This is a genomic window from Psychrobacter maritimus, from assembly GCF_029953575.1.
Lineage (GTDB): Bacteria > Pseudomonadota > Gammaproteobacteria > Pseudomonadales > Moraxellaceae > Psychrobacter > Psychrobacter maritimus.
Genome location: NZ_CP124526.1, coordinates 809,101 through 829,427 on the forward strand (window position 1 = coordinate 809,101; position 20,327 = coordinate 829,427).

At 43.3% G+C, this 20,327-nt stretch carries 17 protein-coding genes and 1 tRNA gene; 13 read left to right on the plus strand and 5 right to left on the minus strand.

Translation table 11 applies throughout. From position 1 onward, the window contains the following. Positions 1-98 precede the first annotated feature (98 nt). From QJS82_RS03465 to QJS82_RS03475, 3 genes are all read left to right on the plus strand, one after another. Positions 99-443 (plus strand): 4a-hydroxytetrahydrobiopterin dehydratase, encoded by a 345-nt coding sequence (locus tag QJS82_RS03465; RefSeq protein ID WP_068405575.1) that lies wholly within the window; start codon positions 99-101, stop codon positions 441-443. Between the two features lie 93 nt (positions 444-536). Further along, positions 537-1,961, plus strand: coding sequence for a Na+/H+ antiporter NhaC (nhaC, locus tag QJS82_RS03470; RefSeq protein WP_281491232.1), 1,425 nt, complete (start codon positions 537-539; stop codon positions 1,959-1,961). A 178-nt stretch (positions 1,962-2,139) separates the two neighbouring features. After that, complete coding sequence (locus QJS82_RS03475) at positions 2,140-2,838, plus strand: hypothetical protein (protein ID WP_281491233.1); 699 nt, start codon at positions 2,140-2,142, stop codon at positions 2,836-2,838. A gap of 133 nt (positions 2,839-2,971) precedes the next feature. On the opposite strand, the gene QJS82_RS03480 is transcribed toward QJS82_RS03475, so the two are convergent. Continuing rightward, positions 2,972-3,058 (minus strand) — tRNA-Leu (locus QJS82_RS03480). A gap of 136 nt (positions 3,059-3,194) precedes the next feature. After that, the gene (locus QJS82_RS03485) at positions 3,195-3,968 is read right to left on the minus strand and encodes a ferredoxin--NADP reductase (RefSeq protein ID WP_201619500.1); all 774 of its coding nucleotides are present in this window, start codon (positions 3,966-3,968) and stop codon (positions 3,195-3,197) included. A gap of 453 nt (positions 3,969-4,421) precedes the next feature. Between QJS82_RS03485 and QJS82_RS03490 the strand changes: the two genes are divergently transcribed. The 8 genes from QJS82_RS03490 (at position 4,422) to gspK (ending at position 12,583) form a co-directional block, all read left to right on the plus strand. Beyond that, the gene (locus QJS82_RS03490) at positions 4,422-5,303 is read left to right on the plus strand and encodes a tRNA (N6-threonylcarbamoyladenosine(37)-N6)-methyltransferase TrmO (protein WP_281491234.1); all 882 of its coding nucleotides are present in this window, start codon (positions 4,422-4,424) and stop codon (positions 5,301-5,303) included. Positions 5,304-5,391: 88 nt separating this feature from the next. Further along, complete coding sequence (tfpB, locus tag QJS82_RS03495) at positions 5,392-7,179, plus strand: type IV pilus assembly ATPase TfpB (protein WP_281491235.1); 1,788 nt, start codon at positions 5,392-5,394, stop codon at positions 7,177-7,179. A 218-nt stretch (positions 7,180-7,397) separates the two neighbouring features. Further along, the gene (locus QJS82_RS03500; RefSeq protein WP_281491236.1) at positions 7,398-8,186 is read left to right on the plus strand and encodes a TatD family hydrolase; all 789 of its coding nucleotides are present in this window, start codon (positions 7,398-7,400) and stop codon (positions 8,184-8,186) included. 232 nt (positions 8,187-8,418) lie between these two features. Then, positions 8,419-9,102, plus strand: a complete 684-nt coding sequence (locus QJS82_RS03505) for a TetR/AcrR family transcriptional regulator (protein WP_068405549.1) — start codon at positions 8,419-8,421, stop codon at positions 9,100-9,102. Between the two features lie 209 nt (positions 9,103-9,311). Further along, positions 9,312-10,019 (plus strand): prepilin-type N-terminal cleavage/methylation domain-containing protein, encoded by a 708-nt coding sequence (locus QJS82_RS03510; protein WP_281491237.1) that lies wholly within the window; start codon positions 9,312-9,314, stop codon positions 10,017-10,019. 3 nt (positions 10,020-10,022) lie between these two features. After that, the gene (gene gspI / locus QJS82_RS03515; RefSeq protein WP_281491238.1) at positions 10,023-10,502 is read left to right on the plus strand and encodes a type II secretion system minor pseudopilin GspI; all 480 of its coding nucleotides are present in this window, start codon (positions 10,023-10,025) and stop codon (positions 10,500-10,502) included. Next, the gene (locus tag QJS82_RS03520; RefSeq protein WP_281491239.1) at positions 10,499-11,437 is read left to right on the plus strand and encodes a type II secretion system protein GspJ; all 939 of its coding nucleotides are present in this window, start codon (positions 10,499-10,501) and stop codon (positions 11,435-11,437) included. Before gspI ends, QJS82_RS03520 begins: the two co-directional genes overlap by 4 nt. Before the next feature lie 42 nt (positions 11,438-11,479). Further along, positions 11,480-12,583 carry a type II secretion system minor pseudopilin GspK gene (gene gspK / locus QJS82_RS03525; protein ID WP_281491240.1) on the plus strand — a complete coding sequence of 368 codons (1,104 nt, stop codon included), beginning with the start codon at positions 11,480-11,482 and terminating at the stop codon, positions 12,581-12,583. A gap of 47 nt (positions 12,584-12,630) precedes the next feature. Here gspK and QJS82_RS03530 read toward each other — a convergent pair whose 3' ends face one another. The 3 genes from QJS82_RS03530 to ychF all read right to left on the minus strand — a co-directional run bounded on the left by QJS82_RS03530 (position 12,631) and on the right by ychF (position 16,187). Next, complete coding sequence (locus QJS82_RS03530) at positions 12,631-13,311, minus strand: TetR family transcriptional regulator (RefSeq protein ID WP_281491241.1); 681 nt, start codon at positions 13,309-13,311, stop codon at positions 12,631-12,633. A gap of 164 nt (positions 13,312-13,475) precedes the next feature. Further along, a complete protein-coding gene (locus QJS82_RS03535; RefSeq protein WP_281491242.1) occupies positions 13,476-14,930 on the minus strand; it encodes a deoxyguanosinetriphosphate triphosphohydrolase in 1,455 nt (484 codons plus the stop codon). 165 nt (positions 14,931-15,095) lie between these two features. Next, positions 15,096-16,187 (minus strand): redox-regulated ATPase YchF, encoded by a 1,092-nt coding sequence (gene ychF / locus QJS82_RS03540; RefSeq protein WP_281491243.1) that lies wholly within the window; start codon positions 16,185-16,187, stop codon positions 15,096-15,098. A 295-nt stretch (positions 16,188-16,482) separates the two neighbouring features. Here ychF and QJS82_RS03545 point away from each other — a divergent pair, with 295 nt between their 5' ends. Next, positions 16,483-18,684, plus strand: a complete 2,202-nt coding sequence (locus QJS82_RS03545) for an ATP-dependent helicase (RefSeq protein WP_348651562.1) — start codon at positions 16,483-16,485, stop codon at positions 18,682-18,684. Between the two features lie 330 nt (positions 18,685-19,014). Next, positions 19,015-20,262 carry an NAD(P)/FAD-dependent oxidoreductase gene (locus tag QJS82_RS03550; protein ID WP_201619509.1) on the plus strand — a complete coding sequence of 416 codons (1,248 nt, stop codon included), beginning with the start codon at positions 19,015-19,017 and terminating at the stop codon, positions 20,260-20,262. Positions 20,263-20,327 lie beyond the last annotated feature (65 nt).

The window sequence follows — 20,327 nt, forward strand, 5'->3', positions numbered from 1 at the left end:
GGTAAAAGTGATGCTGTAAAAACAGTATTAACACGGACGTAACTGTATTAATCCTAACGGTATTAAAAAAATAATAGTTAACTTAAAAGGATATTATCATGACGACATTATCACAAGCCAGCTGTGAAGCCTGCCGTATCGGTGCTCCAACCGTCGACGACACAGAAGCACGCGAGCTATTACAACAAATTCCTGATTGGTCGCTCATCGAAGTCGACGGCATTAAGCAATTACAGCGTCAGTATAAATTCAAAAATTTTGTCACAGCGATGGCATTTGCCAATGAGCTTGCCGACATTGCGGAAGCAGAAGGGCATCATCCGGGTATTTTGGTAGAGTGGGGCAAGGTCACCGTCACTTGGTGGTCACATAGCATTAAAGGTCTGCATCGCAACGATTTTATCATGGCAGCCAAGACCGATAGCCTACTGGGTAAGTCATGAGACTGGCAATAATCATTGCAACTCATTAAACTTGTCCCACCCAAAACCAACCCTAACGCCAGAGTATATATGATGGCACCATAAGGATGTGTTATGCCTCCACAAGTACTTACCGAGCTATCTCCCAAGGTAGCTTTTATTATTGCCAGCGTTGTCATCGCGATTATGGGTGTGACCATGATCGGCTTTGGCTGGGTACCGCATCTGTCATTGATGCTTGCAATCGTTGTTTTATTAGGCCTTGGTATGTATAAAGGTCTAAGCTTTGAAAAGATGCAGGGGCAGATGTCATCGGGCGTTGTCAGTGGTATTGGTGCTATTTATTTACTATTTTTTATTGGTTTGCTGGTCGCCGCGCTGATGATGTCAGGTGCTATTCCTACCATTATGTATTATGGTTTTGATCTCATCTCACCGCAGTATTATTATATTTCGGCCTTTGTATTGACCTCAATTATTGGTGTCGCTCTAGGCAGTAGTTTGACCACAGCCGCGACACTTGGTGTGGCCTTTATTGGTATGAGTAATGCCTTTGATGCCAACGTCGCTATTGCTGCTGGTGCAGTGGTTTCAGGCGCTTTTTTTGCCGATAAAATGTCGCCGTTGTCAGATACTTGTACGCTTGCCTCTTCTGTCGTCGGCATTGATTTGTTTGAGCATATCCGTAATATGATGTATACCACGGTACCGGCGTGGCTCATTACAGCTGGGCTATTTTGGTATTTCTCTGGCCGGACGGGTACGGGTAATTTAGGTCAAGTGACCTTACTGCAATCACAATTGGTCGATAGCGGCTTAGTCCATGGTTATGCCGTATTACCATTTGTCGTGCTAGTGGTATTAGCACTATGCCGAGTCAATGCCATTTATACCATCATTTGTACAATCGCGACCGCTTTAGTGCTTACTTATCTGCACAGCACGCCAAGTATTGGGCAGCTCGGCGGTTATCTATTTGCTGGTTATACGCCCGCCGAAAATTTAGAGCTGGGTGAAGTGGCAGGTATGATCTCACGTGGCGGTATGCAAAGTATGTTCTTTACTCAGACTATCGTGATATTGGCGTTAAGTTTGGGCGGTTTATTACGTGCTTTGGGTATCTTGCCAGCGTTATTGTTAGGTATTCGTAATATGCTGACAAGCTCAGGACGTGCTATTTTTGCCGCGGCAATGGCAGCTTTAAGTATCAACGTGCTGATCGGTGAGCAATATTTGAGTATCTTATTATCAGGAACTGCGTTTCGTCCGACCTTTGAGCGTTTGAATTTACACCCCAAAAACCTATCGCGTACTATCGAAGACGCGGGCACGGTTATCAATCCATTAGTACCGTGGAGCGTGTGCGGTGTTTTTATCAGTCAAGCGTTAGGTGTTCCGGTACTTGAATATTTGCCTTATGCCTTTTTCTGTTATTTATCGCTGCTGCTTACGATACTGTTTGGATTCACAGGTATCACCATCAGTTGTAAAGATGGCTCTAGCATTCGTAAGCAACCAAAAGTACAAATGGCAAATTAGCGAACATTCATTTTTAAAATAAACTGAGATAGTATTGGTTGCATAAAAACCACTCTAAGTAACTTAGAGTGGTTTTTATGGTTAATTTGAACGCCTAAACCATATATCTAAAAGTGGCTGAATAAGAGATAATAGAGAACATAGATTTTCGCTTACCTCAATAAAAAGGCAGTCCTGCATGACCCATAATAATCCATATAACCTGATACCCTTGCAACCTACGGGCAGAAATGAGACCAATACCGCCAATACCTATTCACCTGAAGATATGATTGCCATTTACGAGCAGCAGTTTCTGACCGAAGTGCCAGAAGGCAAGCTCACAGAGTTCTTACCTTTTTTAAAAGCGTTTTATGATATCGACGACCATACCTTAGATGTCAGTGCGGTGATTTTTGATGCGATTGCGGACGCTTGTATTATTTATAATCACAAAGTCAAAGTTGGGCGTTACGAAATATTAGAAGGCTTGGTAAAAGAAGAGATTGCAGAAGATATAAGTGATGCAGAAGGCGCTGAAGAGGAACAAGTACAAGCCTATACCCTAGAGTGTAAGCGTACTTTTTTTATTAATGATATAGAAATGCCTTATCATTTTAATTTGTTTATCCATGGCGATAGTTATTCAACCTTGACCAAAAGAGATAGCTTGCTAGAAAAAATGTACTGGTTTGTCAGTGACAGTTTTGATGAGCAGTTATTAGATAGCTCTGATGCTACAGAGAGCTTGGAATCTATTAATGAGCAATTGGCAAGCTTGGGTATTCGAGGAATGGATCTGACCACCATCCATGAGCTAGTGGACTATATAGAAGATAGCCTCATAGATGACGCCATGGCAGAGGCGGTTAATAAGTTGTTGGATGAAGCCGAGTAGCATTGAATATATCGTTTACTGTTAAAAAAACCACGCTAAGCTAATTAGCGTGGTTTTTTTGATAGGACAGCCAATTTTAAATAACAGGCAATAAAAAACCCTCGTAATCTATCGATTTTGAGGGTTTCGTATATGGTACCGGTGGTCGGACTTGAACCGACACGCTTTTAAAGGCAACGGATTTTGAATCCGTCATGTCTACCAATTCCATCACACCGGCGTGTTAGGTGATAAAGTTTATATTGCAAAACATTATCGAATTGGGCTACAGGGTTAACTCTGTATAGGCTGCGTATTATAGCAGGCTATTTTTAGCCGTCAAGAATTATTTATACTATTTACGATAAAATTTATTTTTAACCAACGAAGGCGCGTTCAACCGCATAATCCGCTTGCACACCCATACGTGGAGAAACAGTAAGACCAAAGTCGTCTAAAATCGCTGATACTTCAGCGTTAAACGGCATACTACCGCAAATCATAACGCGGTCATCCTCTTTATTCATCGGAGGCAGACCGATATCTTCAAAGAACTTGCCTGATTTCATGAGGTCAGTGATACGACCGGTATTTCTAAACTCTTCGCGGGTGACGGTAGGGTAATAAATGAACTTTTTACGGAAATCTTCACCAAAGATCTCATCATTTGGCAGCTCTTCTTCGAACATCTCGCGATAAGCTAAGTCTTTGACCTGACGCACACCGTGTACCAAAATGATTTTTTCAAAACGCTCATAAACTTCAGGGTCACGCGCTAAGGCTAAAAATGGCGCCAGCCCTGTACCTGTTGACAGCATATATAAATGCTTACCCGGTAATAAATCGTCCAGTACCAAAGTACCTGTCGGCTTTTTACTGACCAATAGCTCATCGCCAACTTTGATATGCTGCAGACGTGAGGTTAATGGACCGTCTTGTACTTTAATAGAGAAAAATTCCAAATGCTCTTCGTAGTTAGGGCTGGCAATCGAGTAAGCGCGCAGTAGCGGTCTACCATCGACAACGATACCAATCATCGCAAACTCGCCATTACGAAAGCGCAAACCGTCGTCGCGAGTGGTTTTGATGCTAAATAATGCATCGTTCCAGTGATGAACCTCTGTGACCGTTTCGGTGCGGAGTTTTGACATAAAGCCCTCGTTAGTAAGTGGTAATGTGTAGTCGCCAATTAAAATATTTTTGGGATAAAAATATTAATGGATTTAACGTTATACAAAGTATTAATAAAATAAAGCGTTTATTCCGTCAGACCAGCAAATGCAAGCTGCAAAAAACCGTTATTTTAACATTATTGTCAGATTTTATAAGACGTCAGGTTTTACTAAATGACAGCCCTGCCTATAACCGTAAATGCTGACGCCGTACTTTATGAATGCAGGTCTATGAATACAGGTTTGTGAATCCTGCTATATGAATGCAAGCCATTCTCAATAAATTTCTCGCTCATCATAACAAACTTTAAAGTAAAAATCCGTCTGGCTGCCTGTCTGTAGCATGATAAAATGGAATATCGTTAGCGAATAATTTTCTATGATTGGCGCGTGCCATTTATTATCAGCCATTTATTTTTTGGGATTGGATTTATGACTTGTCAGACTACGGCACCTTTAAGCCATCATATCTCACCTATTATTGGCTACCACCGTGCGCCGCTGTCGCAAAAGTTTGGTGCACCAAGGCAGCCAAATCTGGTGGCACTCACCAGCGTGATTGAAATGCTCGCGCCATATGATACGCCAGCAGCATTTATCGGGCTGGAGGATTTTAGCCATATATGGGTAAGTTGGCAGTTTCATCATAACTATTTATATAAAGACAAGTTGCATAAAGACAAGCAGGCAAGCTCAAACGATGATAATCAAAAAGAGAAAGTGGAGAGCGCTTTTCGCCCGCAAGTTCGCCCGCCGCGCTTGGGTGGCAATCAAAAAATAGGCGTATTTGCCAGCCGCAGTATGTATCGACCTTCCGCGCTCGGGTTATCTGTGGTCGAGCTTGAACGCATTGAGATTGTAGAAGGTCGGGTGTTACTTATTATTAGCGGTGCTGATATGATAGATGGCACGCCCATCATCGATATCAAGCCTTATGTGGCTTATAGTGATGCATTGCCTGATGCCCAAAGCGGTTTTGCGCCCTCTGCGCCCCACTTATTGGATGTGACGATTACTGAGTTTGCCTATGAGCAATTTGAGCAAATTATCGCCAATCAAAGTGCGGATAATATAGTAGAAGCAAACGCTCAAAGTAAGCAATCATCAGTCAAAGCAGTCATTGATAAAACTCAAAAACAGTTATTAAGGTCTGATCTTGATACTATCAAAGCGTTGATAGCACAAGACCCACGCCCTGCTTATCGGCGTAAAGAGATAAATACGTCATTTGTCATGCGTTATAAATCTGTCGATATCAGCTTTCAATTGCTGGAATCGGGTGAATTACAGATAACGAATATTGTCGCAGTATAATTAAAGTAAATATCAGAGTTATAGTAAACATCACCACCGACCAAATGACCTAAACCATAGAAAAATGCAACTATAGAAGAATAAAACTATGCCTGCTCAAAAATATTCGATAGTGATTGATTTACGTTGGTGCCTAGATGAATTGTTGGCAGATAGGGTGATTGATCAGCGCGGCTATAATCTCGTCATTACCAGTCGCCGTAATAAGGCGCAGCATCCGCTCTTAACGATTAGTGAGTTTGGGCTGCCAAATGGTCACGCGCTTGATAGTAATTCTGAGAATAAATTAACGCTGGCATGGCTTAATCAATGGCTGGCTGCCAAAGCAGATATGCCGCTAGTGCGTATTGACCCGTTAAAGGTCGATGTACCGGCGGTAACGCAGCTGATGTCGTTTGAGTATGCGCGCTCGCAGCATATTTTACCGATTGAAGTGACGCTTGATGAAGTGGTTATCGGTACTGATCAACCATTTTATACCGATTGGCATAGCAATATTGAAAAGCTTATTAAGTCAAAAAGCTATCGTACAGTCTTTATCAATCCTGAACAAATCAATCGCTATCGGCAAGAGTTTTATCAAGTCACGCAAGCGATTGCAGGCGCGAACTCCCTACATAAGCGTGCAGCGGCGGACGTCACCAATGTCGAAGCTTTATTGCAGCTGGGCGATAACACCAATCCAGATGCCAATGACCAACATATTGTCAAAGTGGTCGATTGGCTATTGCAATATGCTTTTGAGCAGCGTGCCAGTGATATTCATCTAGAACCACGCCGCGAAACAGGCAAGGTGCGCTTTCGTATTGATGGGGTGCTACATAGCGTGTACGAGATGCCACTCGCCATTATAGTGGCGGTGACCGCACGTATTAAAATTTTGGGAAGGCTCAATGTCGCAGAAAAACGTAAGCCACAGGATGGACGCTTAAAAACCCGTACGCCCAAAGGCTTAGAGACCGAACTGCGTCTCTCTACCATGCCGACTGCTTTTGGTGAAAAGCTTGTCATGCGGGTATTTGACCCAGAAGTGCTGGTGCGCTCATTTGCCCAGCTTAGTCTGTCGGGTAAGCAGCTTGAGACGTGGCATGAGCTGACCGCGCATCCAAATGGCATTATATTGGTTACCGGTCCGACCGGTTCAGGTAAAACCACGACTTTATATAGTACGCTCAAGCAACTTGCCACAGAACAAGTCAATGTCTGTACGATTGAGGATCCGATTGAGATGATTGAGCCCGCCTTTAATCAAATGCAAGTCAATCCAGGGGTTGATTTACATTTCGCCGATGGTATTCGCTCTTTGATGCGTCAAGACCCAGACATTATTATGGTTGGTGAGATTCGTGATGCTGAGACCGCCAATATGGCAGTCCAAGCGTCTTTGACGGGACATTTGGTACTCTCAACGTTACATACCAACGATGCCCCAAGCTCTATTACCCGTCTGCACGATTTGGGTATTCAGCCATTTTTAACCTCAGCGACTATATTGGGCGTGATGGCACAGCGTCTATTACGGACATTATGTCCGCATTGTAAGCAAGCCGTTGATGTCACCGCAGATAGTGAGATTGCTATTCAATGGCAAGAACTGGTACAGCCTTGGCGCGCCCCAGTGCCAGCACAGATTTATCAGGCGAAAGGCTGCGAGCACTGTCGCCATACCGGCTATCAGGGCCGCGTTGGTCTGTATGAGATCATGCCGTTATCAAATGAGTTAAAAAAACTGGTCGCCGCTGATGCCAATTTGGACGTACTTAAACAACAAGCTTACCGTGAAGGCGTACAGCCGCTGCGCTTATCTGGGGCAAAGCGTATCAGTGAAGGAGTGACGACCATAGAAGAAGTGATGCGCGTGGTGCCGTTACATTGACAATTGCATTGATAACTGCCTTTTAAATGTAAGCGCTTTAAAAAATGTATTCTTTAAAAAATATACGCTGATGAGAAAAGGGTTTAGAAGCACGTGTATAGGCGTTTGTTAAACACCCCTTGAAAACAGTGCTATTTAGAGCAATTAATACTATTACGATTACCAAATCCATATTATAAGATAATTCTACTTATTGATTTTTATTAACGAGATTGTTTATGTTTACTGATAGCCACTGCCATCTAAACCGTTTAGATTTAACCAAGTATAATGGTCAATTGTCCGGCGCAATTGCCGCGATGAAAGAAGCCAATGTCACCCGTGCGATGGCCATTATGTGTGATTTCGCTGAATATGATGAGATTGCCAATATCGTCAACACTTATGGGGACGAAACGCTAAATCTTGGCATGAGCGTCGGTATTCATCCTTGTGAAGATATCAGCGTCTTACAATTAGCGACGGTTGAGCGCTTAATAGAAACCGCTGATGCGGACCATGTATGGGCGATAGGGGAAACGGGGCTGGATTATTACTGGTCGACAGAAAACAAAAAAGAGCAACAAGCCAGCCTTGCGCGTCATATTCATGCCAGCCAAAGCTTGAAGAAACCTCTAGTCGTGCATATGCGTGATGCTAAAGAAGATACGCTTGATATCTTAAAAGCGGAAGGCGCTGAACACGGTATCATTCATTGCTTTACTGAAGACTGGGAAACCGCAAAACGAGCATTAGACTTAGGGTTTTATATCTCATTCTCAGGCATTGTTAGCTTTAAAAGTGCACAAATGATTCAAGATGCTGCAAAAAATATGCCTAAAGATAAAATACTTATCGAAACCGACAGCCCGTATTTAGCACCGGTTCCTAAACGTGGTCGCCCTAATGAGCCGGCATACGTGCCATACGTGGCACGCTATCTTGCCGAGATGTACGGCTATAGTAGCGAGGAAGTAGGTGCAATGACTGCAAAAAACTTTGAGAATTTACTGGCACAGTACCACTAAAATGGTTATGCTATGACCACTCAGTCATTTATTAGCTAGTCTTCTGGTTCTGTTCTATAAGTATTCATAATACTAAACTTAACCTTATGATTATCAATGACTATTTAGCAAACATAAGCATATTTCCTTGGGTGATATTGGCGTAGCCGTTGTATGACTTATACATGCGCTGCCGATATACCGATGTAAATGATGGTCATATGCATGATATTGTCAGATTTTAGGAGAGATTATGAGTCGTCAGCACCAGTTCAAGGCACGAGAAGAGAATATCTTAGCGATGGCAGAGCAATTGCTACTTGAGTCAGGCGATGGTGATATCACTTTGGACAGTTTGGCCGACCAGCTTGATTTGGCTAAAGGCACCTTATATAAGCATTTCTCCAGTAAAGATGAGCTCTACCTGCGTATTATTATTCGTTATGAAGAGCAGTTATTTGAGATTAACCGTATTGATGACTGTCCGTCAGCAGGCGTCGCACGTATGATTTTTCAGCAACTGTTTAATCCACAAAAAGCCATGCTCCTTAACCAAATCGAAGAGCGTTTGGCGGCATCGGTGACGGGTTTGAATCGCTTATTCGGCGAGCTTTACGATATTCGTCGTCAGCGTATGAAGCGTTTGATTGATATTATCAGTGCGTATTTACAAGAGCAGCATAGTAGCTTAAGTACGCGCGATTATTTGTCCTCGATTTGGGCGATGGGTCAGGGCGGCGCAGGATTATTAAACTCAAGTTTTTATCAGCGCTACTTAGGTCGCCGTGATACTTTGCGTTATGCCTTTGTGCAGCAAATGCTTGAGTTGCCAAGCCATTATCCAGCCGCCGATGACGAAGTGATGGATGAGGATATGCAAGAATTGGTGGAGCAAATCGATACTGAGTCAGAAGAACACCGTAATACCAATTACTAGATTCCTATTATATTTTTAATGTATTGAGTTATTTTTTATAAAATTCGTGTTGTTATATTCTGTATGGCAGCACGTTAAATTTATCTTCTAACATGTGTACAGATTTATTTTTTTAATCGGGCATATCTATCGTTTTATCTCCATCATACTCATACCACCCAATTCAGTGTCATTTCTAATAAAATGACGCCATTCTAGATGACTTCTGTATGTCAAAACCGACTTCCTCAATTTCTTCAATAGCCGCTCCTGACGCGCACAGCCGCATCGGGCAAGCGGGCTTTACCCTTGTCGAAATAGTAGTGGTGGTCGTCATTCTATCCATATTTGCTGGCATGATGAGCTTATCGGTCGGTAGTAGTGAATCGCGCAAAAACCGTGCTTTTTATGAGCATTTAACGGATTCATTGAGCTATGTACGATTGTTGTCCGCTGAGCGTATGCAGCCCATGGGTTTGAGCTTACAAGCTGATAAACAAGGTCAAGTCACGCCCGTCATTGTCACTCTATCTAATCCTTATGTTGCTTATCAAACTCAGGTTTCCATAGCTTCTAGTGGAGACAGTACGCCTAAGAACGCCATGGAGCTGTCAGCGGATTTGACGAGTATGTCAGGTGCTGCTGCAGATAAAGCACCCACACCAAGCTGGGAGCTTGAGCCAGAAATTAGCTTACCTGCACTGCCTACGGGTGTGAGCTTAAGCGTGCAAAGCTTGGATGCAGGTAACCGGTCAAACACAGGACCAACGCAAGCGCTGCAGCCGTGGTTTACCGACCAAAACGTACCGCAAGTACTATGGTTTGGCACAGGTCAGGCCACGCCGGTAACGATTGAGGTACGCCATAATTCGCGTTTGGTGGGTGAGGTAATTACGATTATGCCTGATGGCAGTATGTCGATAGGGCAAGGGCGCTAACTTATGATAGATAATGATAAGGCCGAACATACCTATACAAACCTAAAGCCCGCTCTATCAAAGCATGAGCGCGGCTTTACCCTAATTGAGGTCATGGTTGCCTTAGCGATTTTGGCGGTCGTTGCCGTTGCCGCGAGCCGAGCTAGTAGTGCGTATTTAAGCTCAGTCGATGTATTGCGCACTCGTACGCTAGCGCAGTTTGTTGCACAAAACGCAGCAGCAGATTTGCGTATTCAAGATACATGGCTGACGGCCAACAAAACCCAAACTATCAATGCCCAAGGTCGCGATTGGCAAGTGACAATGACTGCCACAGATGCCATCACACCTGCATTAAAGCAGGTAAATATTACTGTTGCACCTATTATAGACGGACAGACACGCAGCGCAGTAACGGATATCAACGTGATGCTAAGTAACGCTGAGCAAGAGGCCGGCAGTTTGGATTTGAGCCGAATAAACCCTAATGGAGGCAATCCATGAAATCAAATCATGGATTCACTTTGCTAGAGTTGATGGTTGCGATGGCGATATTTTCCATGTTAGCAGTTGCAGGCTGGCAAGTATTTGATGGTGTTAACCGTGCGCGTGAACGGGCGCAATTTCATGCGGATAATTTAGCGGTTTTGCAATATGCCTATCTGCAGTTACAGCAAGATATGAACCAAATGATTCCTTATCAGGCAGTGGATACGCAGGACGCTAATTCTTTAATTAATAATGCCTCAACCAATAACGCTACAACCAATAATGCCGCAAATAATAATGGTAGTAATAACAACGCCAGCAATAGCAATCAAGGAAACGCACCAGCGCCTGAACCTTTTATGACTCTAGACGGCGCACGTATCAGCTTTGTGCGTTTTGCCGACCCCGACCCACGTTATCAAAGCAGCGCGAGTGTGCAGCATATCGAATACATTTTTGCTGATGAGCGCTTAATTCGTCGTCAATATGCCAGTCTTGCCGGTGGCAGTGACAGCATTAGTCTAGATAGTGTATTGCTTAAAGGCGTCACGGCTGGGCGCTGGCAAGCTTACTTACCTGAATTAAGTGCCAAATTTCCCAATAAAGACAGCAGCAACATCAATAACAATACTTTAGCAGCGCCGACGGCAAATTCAGCCAATGCGCCCTCTGAAATTATGCTACTGCCAAAAGGGATTGTGCTCAACTTTACTTATCAGGATATGCCCATTACTTGGCAATGGGCACTTACTCCGCAACCAATCCCAAATATAAGTACAAATACCAGCAATAAAAATATTCCTAACAATCCTAATGGCAATGGTAACGATAGTAATAACAATAATAACGGCAACAGTAATGACAGCACCAATAACGATAATGCAGCCAATGGCAATGTAGCAGATAATAACTCAGGCAACGCTACTGAAAATGCCCCATTTAGTCAATGATAGAGACTGTTTATGCCAACTAAGCCACAAATGAGGCCAGTGATGCCTATAACCTCTATGAAAGCCAACTCTCAACGTGGGGTTGCGCTGCTGACTATTTTGCTATTGGTGGTCAGTATTACTGTGGTTGCAGGGGCGATGCTGGCCAGTCAGAAGATTGCCATTAGGCGTAGCGGCTTATTGTTTGACCAAAACCAGCTCTTACAAGATATCAATGCAGGTCAGCAATTGGCCGTTACCTTGATTCGTGCTGATGCTAAATTAAATGATACCGATAGCGCGCAGGATATTTGGGCGCAGCCAATACCGCCTTACACGCTAGGCGGACATAGCATCGGCATCGAATTACGCGATGAGGGCAGTCGTTTTAATATTAATAATTTATATCATAATGGCGCCGTTGATACTGCCGCCTTGGCCGTCTTTCAAAGGTTACTCACGCAGCTAAATTTAGAGTCTGATATCGCCATTGCCGTCCTTGATTATCAAGATGCCGACAGCGAGGTCTATCAAGATGGCGGTGATGAAAGTGTGGTTTATGCTCAGCAGGCTAATAGCGGCGTGGACAACATTTTACCCAATCAAGCGTTGCTTAGTATCGATCAATTAGCAGAAGTGAAGGGTATCAATGCGCAAGTATTAGCGGCACTGCGTCCCTATATCACAGCAGTGCCGTATTATTTACCCATTAATATCAATACCGCCAGTCCCGTTTTGCTGGCCGCTTTGTTAGAGGGTGCGAGCAGTCAGCAAATGCAGAGTATCGTTGAGCTGCGAGCAAAGCAAGCATTTGGCTCTATTGATGATATCTGGCAGTTGCCAATATTAAGTAGTGTAAAAGCAGAGCAGCGCAAAGCGTTAACACCATTATTAGCGGTTGATAGCCAAGCTTTTATGGCGCTTGTTACCGCTAGTGATAATGCGGATGGTGGTCAGGCCAGACAACGCTTTGCGACCATTGTTATTAGCAAAGCGGCGGCTGATGGTGAAATAGCAAATAGCAGCGATAATAATAGTAATAAAAACAGCAATGATGCTAATAACGCTGATAGTAATGCGAAAAACGCTCAAAATGCTGACAATAAAAAGCCCAAAGAGGTACGCGTGGTGACGCAGCGACTTTGGGCTTTTAGGCCAATTTTCTAATGGTTATAGATAATTAGTAATAAATAGCATGCAAAAATTAAGTCTAATTAATCATTTAAACGGGTTTCTTCGGTAGATTTCCAATTGTAAGCACCATAAAACAGCATTTGTGCTTGGCGCGTGCAATTATGCAGCATCAGTTGTTTTTTCTTTTCTATCTCTGCCAAGTCGACTTCATCATCATGGTCTTCGGTATAGGTCAGCTCTAGCCAATCAATAATCCAAGAAAAGAACATATTGACCCCAGCCTCAGCCAATAATCTACGGTCATAAGTATTGATATGGGCAAAAGCAGGTTGTAGGGCTAAATCGTCTGCTAGACTCTGCCCGTGGTTTTTAATCAGCTCATTGATGGCTTTGCGTACCGCTTCTGAGCCGCCATAGCGTTCACTGACTAAAAATTGCCAATAGCACGGCTGCTCGCTGACCATATATAAAAACATCTGGATACTTTTAGCGATTTGACGCTCAAAGCTACGTTTGCGACCAATTTGCAGGTTGTCACTTAAAGTTGCTAGCGTACCGCCCAACTCTTCGATAACCAAGGCACGACCGAGCGATTCCATGTCATCAAAATGGCGATAAAAGGCGGTCGGCACCACGCCAACCTCGCGCGTGACTTGCCTCAGACTGATTGAGCTAAAAGATTGCCCCGTCATACATAAATCGAGCACCGCATTAAAAAAAGCGTGCCGAGTTTGAAGTTTCTTTTGTTCGCGACTACTCATAATATTTCAAAATTACCTGATAGATGTCTATCATACTCATTTCATTGCGAAAATACGAATGAATTAGACGATTATCGTTGATTGTCCAGTTTTTAGAATTGGTTTTATACTAAGTTTTAAGCTTGGTTTTAAATTAATTCTAGACTTCTTTTTAAACTTGCGGTTTAAACAATGGTGCCCCAATGTCCTTGTAGCTCTTGCGCCAATCGATACGCTTCATGGTCATTCATACCGGTTATAAAGTCTAAGACATTGAGCATATTATCATAGGTGTCATCGGATAAAACGCGACGATGCTCATCGAGATGCGGCTGCAGCAATTTTAGCAGACGCTGCTGCTCAAAGGACATTTGGGTTATAGAAGCGCTGGTCTCGTTTGTCCAAGCCAATGGCATAAAAGCATCGAGCAGGCGCTGCAGGCATTGATTGGCCATCAGCTCCATGCGTACTTTACTTGGGTGATTAAATATTTTTTCACGCGCCAGTTGCTTAGCTTGGATGATGCCGCTTTGCACAGTTGCATCACAATGGGCAAACAGGCTGCCTTGTAGCGTCCCTGCCAGCATAGCGTTACTATTGGCTACAAAAGCATCGGTGACGGCATTGACCAAACGCATCATTGCCCGTGCCCGCAGCGATGCCAAATGCTGCCTGACTGACACATGAGTGGGTAAATTAAGAGTATCAGGACGCTCGCCAATCAGCTCATAAAAAATAGCCGCAACCTCCGCATAGCTTAGCATATTCAAATTGATGCCATCCTCCAAATCTATCAGCGCATAGCAGATATCGTCTGCCGCTTCCAATAAATAAGCCAGCGGATGACGAGCAAAGCCATCATGCTTCTCGGAGCGCGGCAGATGTAAACACGCTGCTAACTCTTCTAATTGAGCTGCCTCACTATAAAAGCAGCCAAATTTTTGCATGTTAGTGGTGGGACTGCCTTGATAAATGGAAGTGTCGTGATAAATAGAGCTGTCTTGATAAATAGGGTTGCTATGGGTTGCAAGCCAAGGATATTTCATAAACGCGCCTAAAGTAGCGCAAGTCAAGCGCATACCACCTAGATCAGGGTGGTGCTCATTGCGGGCAAGGATGCGAAATCCCTGCGCATTACCTTCATAAGCCAGCAAATCCAACTGCTCATTGGTACTTAGGTTGTGCAAGAATTTTTGACGGTTAGGATGCATAAACCAGTCACGAATGGCGTACTCTCCGGCATGACCAAACGGTGGATTGCCGATATCATGGGCAAGGCAAGCTGCTTGCACAATGACGCCGACATCAGCGGGCGCGACACCATTTGGTAAGCCACCATCTAATTTATCATGCAGCTTTTCTGCCGCCATAATGCCCAAGGAGCGCCCAATACAAGAAACTTCTAGAGAATGCGTTAAGCGCGTATGAATACCGAGTTGATTGGTTAGGGGATGAACTTGGGTTTTTTGGTTAAGCTGGCGAAAGGAGTGTGAAAACACCAGTCTGTCGTAATCTTTATGAAAGGAGGAGCGCGCGCTGTCCTCGGCAGGGGCTTTTTTATGACTCCCTAAACGCTGGGCATTAAATAATTTTGCCCAATGGTCACTGGAATTAAGCACTTGATTAACAGAAGCAGTCATAGGTTATAGTCCGTTATTTTTATCATTTTATTTTATCGTTGTTTTTAGAGAGGTTAATTATTTTAACGTTCTTCCCTTTATTATAATAAAAAAAGCCAGCTTTGAAGCTGGCTTTTGGTTGTTCTGTAATAAGACTGTGTAACACGCAATCCGCTTTATTAAACGTTAAACGTTAAAGCGGAAATGCATCACGTCGCCATCTTGTACGATATAGGTTTTGCCTTCTAAGCGTGATTTACCGGCAGCAGCTGCGCCTTTTTCACCGTTGTATTCGATAAAGTCATCATAAGCAATCACTTCAGCGCGGATAAAGCCACGTTCAAAATCAGTATGAATCACACCAGCGGCTTCAGGAGCCGTTGCACCAACAGCAACTGTCCAAGCGCGGACTTCTTTGACGCCCGCAGTGAAATAAGTCTGCATATCAAGCAACTCATACCCGCCACGAATGACTTGATCAAGGCCAGCCTCTTCCATGTCCATTTCAGCTAGGAAGTCTTTTTTGTCATCTTCATCAAGCTGAGCAATTTCAGATTCGATTTGGTTGCATAGCGTAATGACAATAGAATCTTCGCCAGTCGCGTAGTTACGCACTGCATCAAGATATGGATTATTCTCAAAACCATCCTCAGCAACGTTAGCGATATACATGGTTGGCTTTAGGGTAATCAGTCCATAGCTTCTGATCAGTTTTTGTTCGTCTTTGTCTAAATTGGCAGCGCGAGCCGCTTTACCTTCTGCTAATAAAGGCTCGATTTTTTTGAAAATATCGAGCATAGCAGAGGCGTCTTTATCACCGCCTTTGGCTTTTTTGCTTAAGTTGTGGATAGCGCGCTCAACGGCTTCTAAATCTGCCAATGCCAATTCGGTATTGATGGTTTCGATGTCATCGATAGGGCTGACGCGGCCGTCAACGTGGACGACGTTGTCATCATCAAAGCAGCGTACTACGTGAGCAATCGCATCGGTCTCGCGAATATTGGCTAAAAACTGGTTGCCCATACCTTCGCCTTTTGACGCGCCAGCGACCAAACCTGCTATATCAACAAATTCCATGGTCGTAGGCAATACGCGCTCAGGCTTGACGATATCAGCCAGTTTTTTCAGGCGTGGATCTGGTACTGGAACGATACCCGTGTTGGGATCTTTGGTACAAAATGGAAAGTTTTCAGCGGCGATACCCGCTTTGGTCAAGGCGTTAAATAGGGTGGATTTACCCACGTTTGGTAGACCGACAATGCCGCAATTAAAACCCATAACATGCTCTCAATATATTAATAAAATCAGTCAGTATAAGACTTCGTAAAATAGTAACTCAAAATTGGGCATATTGTAGCAAATTTCAGCCAAAATGGGTGAGGTTGTTGTGCTTGCTGTTTCAATTTTTATGGTCAATAACAATACTTAATAACGCCATTTAATATCAATGTTCGTTATCAACGACCCTCAGAGCTTTGCCTATTATGATAAGCTACTACCTATAAATGATGATGCATGCTGCTGCGCTGTCATCAATAGATAGCACGATAAACCATACCAAAGGCAATTGTTAATAATGACCACCATTTTTGCTACCCACCATTATAATTATCCGCAAAATTTCGTTGACATGAAACCCAAGCTTACGCGGCTTGAGCAGGCGATTAAAAAGCTCGAGGCCAACTTGATAAATGCGGATGCTGAAATATTAGAGCAACGGCTTGCCAGTCATTTAGGGTTGCAAGTGGATTATGCCAGTGAACTTAACCCCAATCAGTTATTGGCTGCTACCACAACTGAGGGCAAGGTGTTGGTTATCGCCGGTGCAGGTTCTGGGAAAACCAAAACCCTGACCTATAGAACCAGCTACCTGATAGAAAATGGTGTAGCGCCAAAAGAGATTCTGCTATTGACCTTTACCCGTAAAGCGGCCAATGAGATTAAAAGTCGCGCTAGAACTTTGCTGGCTAGCCGTCTAGATGATAATAGTCACATAAACGGTAAGGCGTTAAATGATATCACTAGCGGCACTTTTCACTCATTTTGCAATATGTTATTGCGCCAATATTCTGGGCTACTTGGTATCAATCCGCGCTTTACTATTTTAGATACCGGCGACAGTGAAGACGCCATCGACTTAATTAATAAAGAAAAAAAGTATCCGACCAAAATAACCAATCAGGCATTTCCGCGCAAAAAAACCTTGCAAAATATCTTCTCAACCTCTAGAAATCGGCGCATTCATATTCGTGACTTAATTGAAAGCAGTTATCCTGATATTGCCGTGCATATTCCTGTTATTGAGCAATTGGCCGTCGACTTTCATGAGTATAAGCGCGCCAACCATTTATACGATTTTGATGACATCATCAGTCAAGTGGTGCGCCATCTAAAGCACAATGACACCTTTCGTCAGCTACTACAAAAGCAATATCGTTATGTCATGGTCGATGAATATCAAGACACCAATATTCCGCAAAAAGAACTCATTGACCTCATCTGTGCGCCTACATCGGTGTCGCTGATGGTTGTTGGTGATGATAACCAAAGTATTTATGCCTTTCGCGGTGCCAATTATGAAAATATCTTATTATTTGGCGAAAGCTATCCCGAAGCAAAACTGATTAAGCTAGAGCAAAATTATCGCAGTACGCCAGCGGTGCTTGATTATATTAATGCTTTATCGGCTCAAATCACGTTAGGCTATCAAAAGCAATTGTACTCGGGGGCATCTATAGAAGGCACGAAACCAGTTTTTCGCCGTTTAAGCGATGAAACCAAAGAGGCGAGATATATCGCTGATAAAATTATCGAATTAAAACCGGATTACGATTATCAAGATTTTGCCGTCTTGTGCCGCACGTCTTTTCAATCCAACTACGTCCAGCTTGAATTTATGGAACGCAATATTCCCTTTATTGTCGTAGGCGGCATCCGCTTTATTGAAAGACGCCATATCAAGGACGTCTTGGCCTTTGTCAAAATACTTTATAACCCAAATGATACGATTGCATGGCACCGTATTTTAACCTTGTTTAAAGGGGTGGGGGCAGTAACGGCGACGCGCTTGACCCAAGCAATTAATGCCGATAGCAATGTTAATAATAATGTGAATAGTAACGTTAACAACAACACTTTCGAGCCGCTACTATTACCGTCATTTGCGAAGAAAAGCCCACAGCTTAAATCATTGCATACGACTTTGACCAAAGCCAGTCAGGCAGAGTCAGTCGAAATGGTGATTGAGCGGATTTTAGAGTTTTATATTCCTGTCCTAAAAACGATTGAAGAGAATTGGCGTGAACGTAGTGAAGATTTTCGTGTACTCAAAAACTTAGCGACAGAGTATGACAGCCTCGATAAATTCTTAGAAAATCTTGCCCTTGATCCGCCCAATGATTCAGTTGCTACCGCAGGCGAGCCTGAAAAAGGCGAAGATAGTCATGATAAAGTCACCATTTCTACCATTCATAGTGCCAAAGGGCTTGAATGGCCTGTTGTGTTTGTCAACTCCCTCGTCGATGGTATGACGCCGCACTATCACTCACTCAGTGATTTTGAAGAGTTAGAGGAGGAGCGTAAGCTGTTTTATGTTGCTTGTAGTCGTGCTAAGAGCAGATTATTTTTAACCGCGCCAGAGTACTTCTCAAGCTATTCAGGATACTTTGATAAGCCTTCAAGATTTATCGCTGAGCTACCTGCTGATAAGTTAACGGTCGAGACCAGTAAAAGGCTTTTAGAGACGCTAGCGAATGAAGATCCGATTTGGTGGTGATAGCTTGTGATAAATGTCGGATATGCATCGCCTTAACTTTTAAATCATCATTAATTCTAAAAGGCAGCTAACATTGCAACGTTTAGCTGTCTCATTTTTGAAATCGTTTATTGTTTTTAATCTACTTTAATCAGCACTATTTTTTCAATCATACTTCCATTATTCCTATCAAAAATACCTTCCATTGAAATCCATAACCAAAAGTATTTAATAGCAAAAAAATTTATATCATAAGGGTTTAATCTGGCGCTCAATGCGTTACTATTACTCCCTTATCTGTTATTTCTCATATTTAACATTCTGTATTAAGACCTTAAAAAAGGACAAGTTATGCGCTATGAAGTGATCGTTATCGGTGCAGGGATGGTCGGCACCTCAGTTGCTTGGCATCTACAAAAAAATAACGCTCAAGTATTGCTGTTGGACAAAAAGTTACCGGGCTCTGAGACTTCATACGGCAATGCGGGTTTGATTCAACGTGAGGCGATTCATACCCATCCGTTTCCGCGCCACCTGACTGAAATGATACGCGTATTGCCGAACCAAGGGACCGATATTCGCTATCGTATTCCGGCGATTTTGCGCTATCATCAGGCGCTATTGCAGTATTGGAAATATTCTACACCTGCTTCAGTCAAAAAAATAGAAGCGGAATGGCAGACGCTGATTGAGCATTGTACCAGCGAGCACCAAACCATGATTGAAGCCTCTGGTGCTGATGAATTGATTACCCGTGATGGCTGGTTGCAGCTGCATCGTTCTGAAGAGACGTTTAGAGAAGCCATTGCTGCTGCTATTGATGCGCGCAATCAGGGTGTTGAACATAACGTCTTGACGGTTGAAGAATTAAAAGCCATGGAGCCTAGCGCCAATTTTGACGCGTTCGTTGGCGCGATTCATTGGCTCAACTCTTGGCAGGTGTCAAACCCAAGCTCACTTGTAAAAGCCTATGCTAAAAACTTCCAAGAAATGCAAGGCACCATCAAAGAAAGCAGCGTCAAAGAAATTGTACAAGAAGAAAACGGCTGGAAAGTCATTACCGACAATGACACTTATTACAGTGATAAATTGGTCATTGCTGCTGGACCTTGGTCAAATGATTTAATCAAACCGCTTGGCTATGATTTGCCGTTGTTCCCGATGCGCGGCTATCATCAGCATTTTAAGGTCAATGAAAAAAATACCATTCATCATAGTATGTTTGATATGGATAAAGGCTTTGTGATGGGTCCAATGCAGCAAGGTATCCGCATTACTACTGGTGCTGAGATGACCACGATGAATGCGCCAAAGAACTTTGGCCAATTAAATACCGTGTTAAAACTTGCGCGCAAAATTCTACCGCTAGAAGATGCCGTTGAAAGTGAAGCATGGGCAGGCTCACGTCCTTGTATGCCTGATATGAAGCCAGTTATCGGTCCTGCGCCTAAGCACGATAAATTATGGTTTGCCTTTGGTCATAGCCATCAAGGCTTTACCTTAGGGCCGATGACCGGTCGTATCGTCGAAGAGATGATTCATGAAAAGCCGCTATTGGTCGATATTAAACCCTTTAGCGCCGATCGTTTTTCTCGCTAATTTCTTGCTAAGCGCTGTTTAATAAAACGTGAGCCATCTATATATTTAAACGCTCATGTATTTAA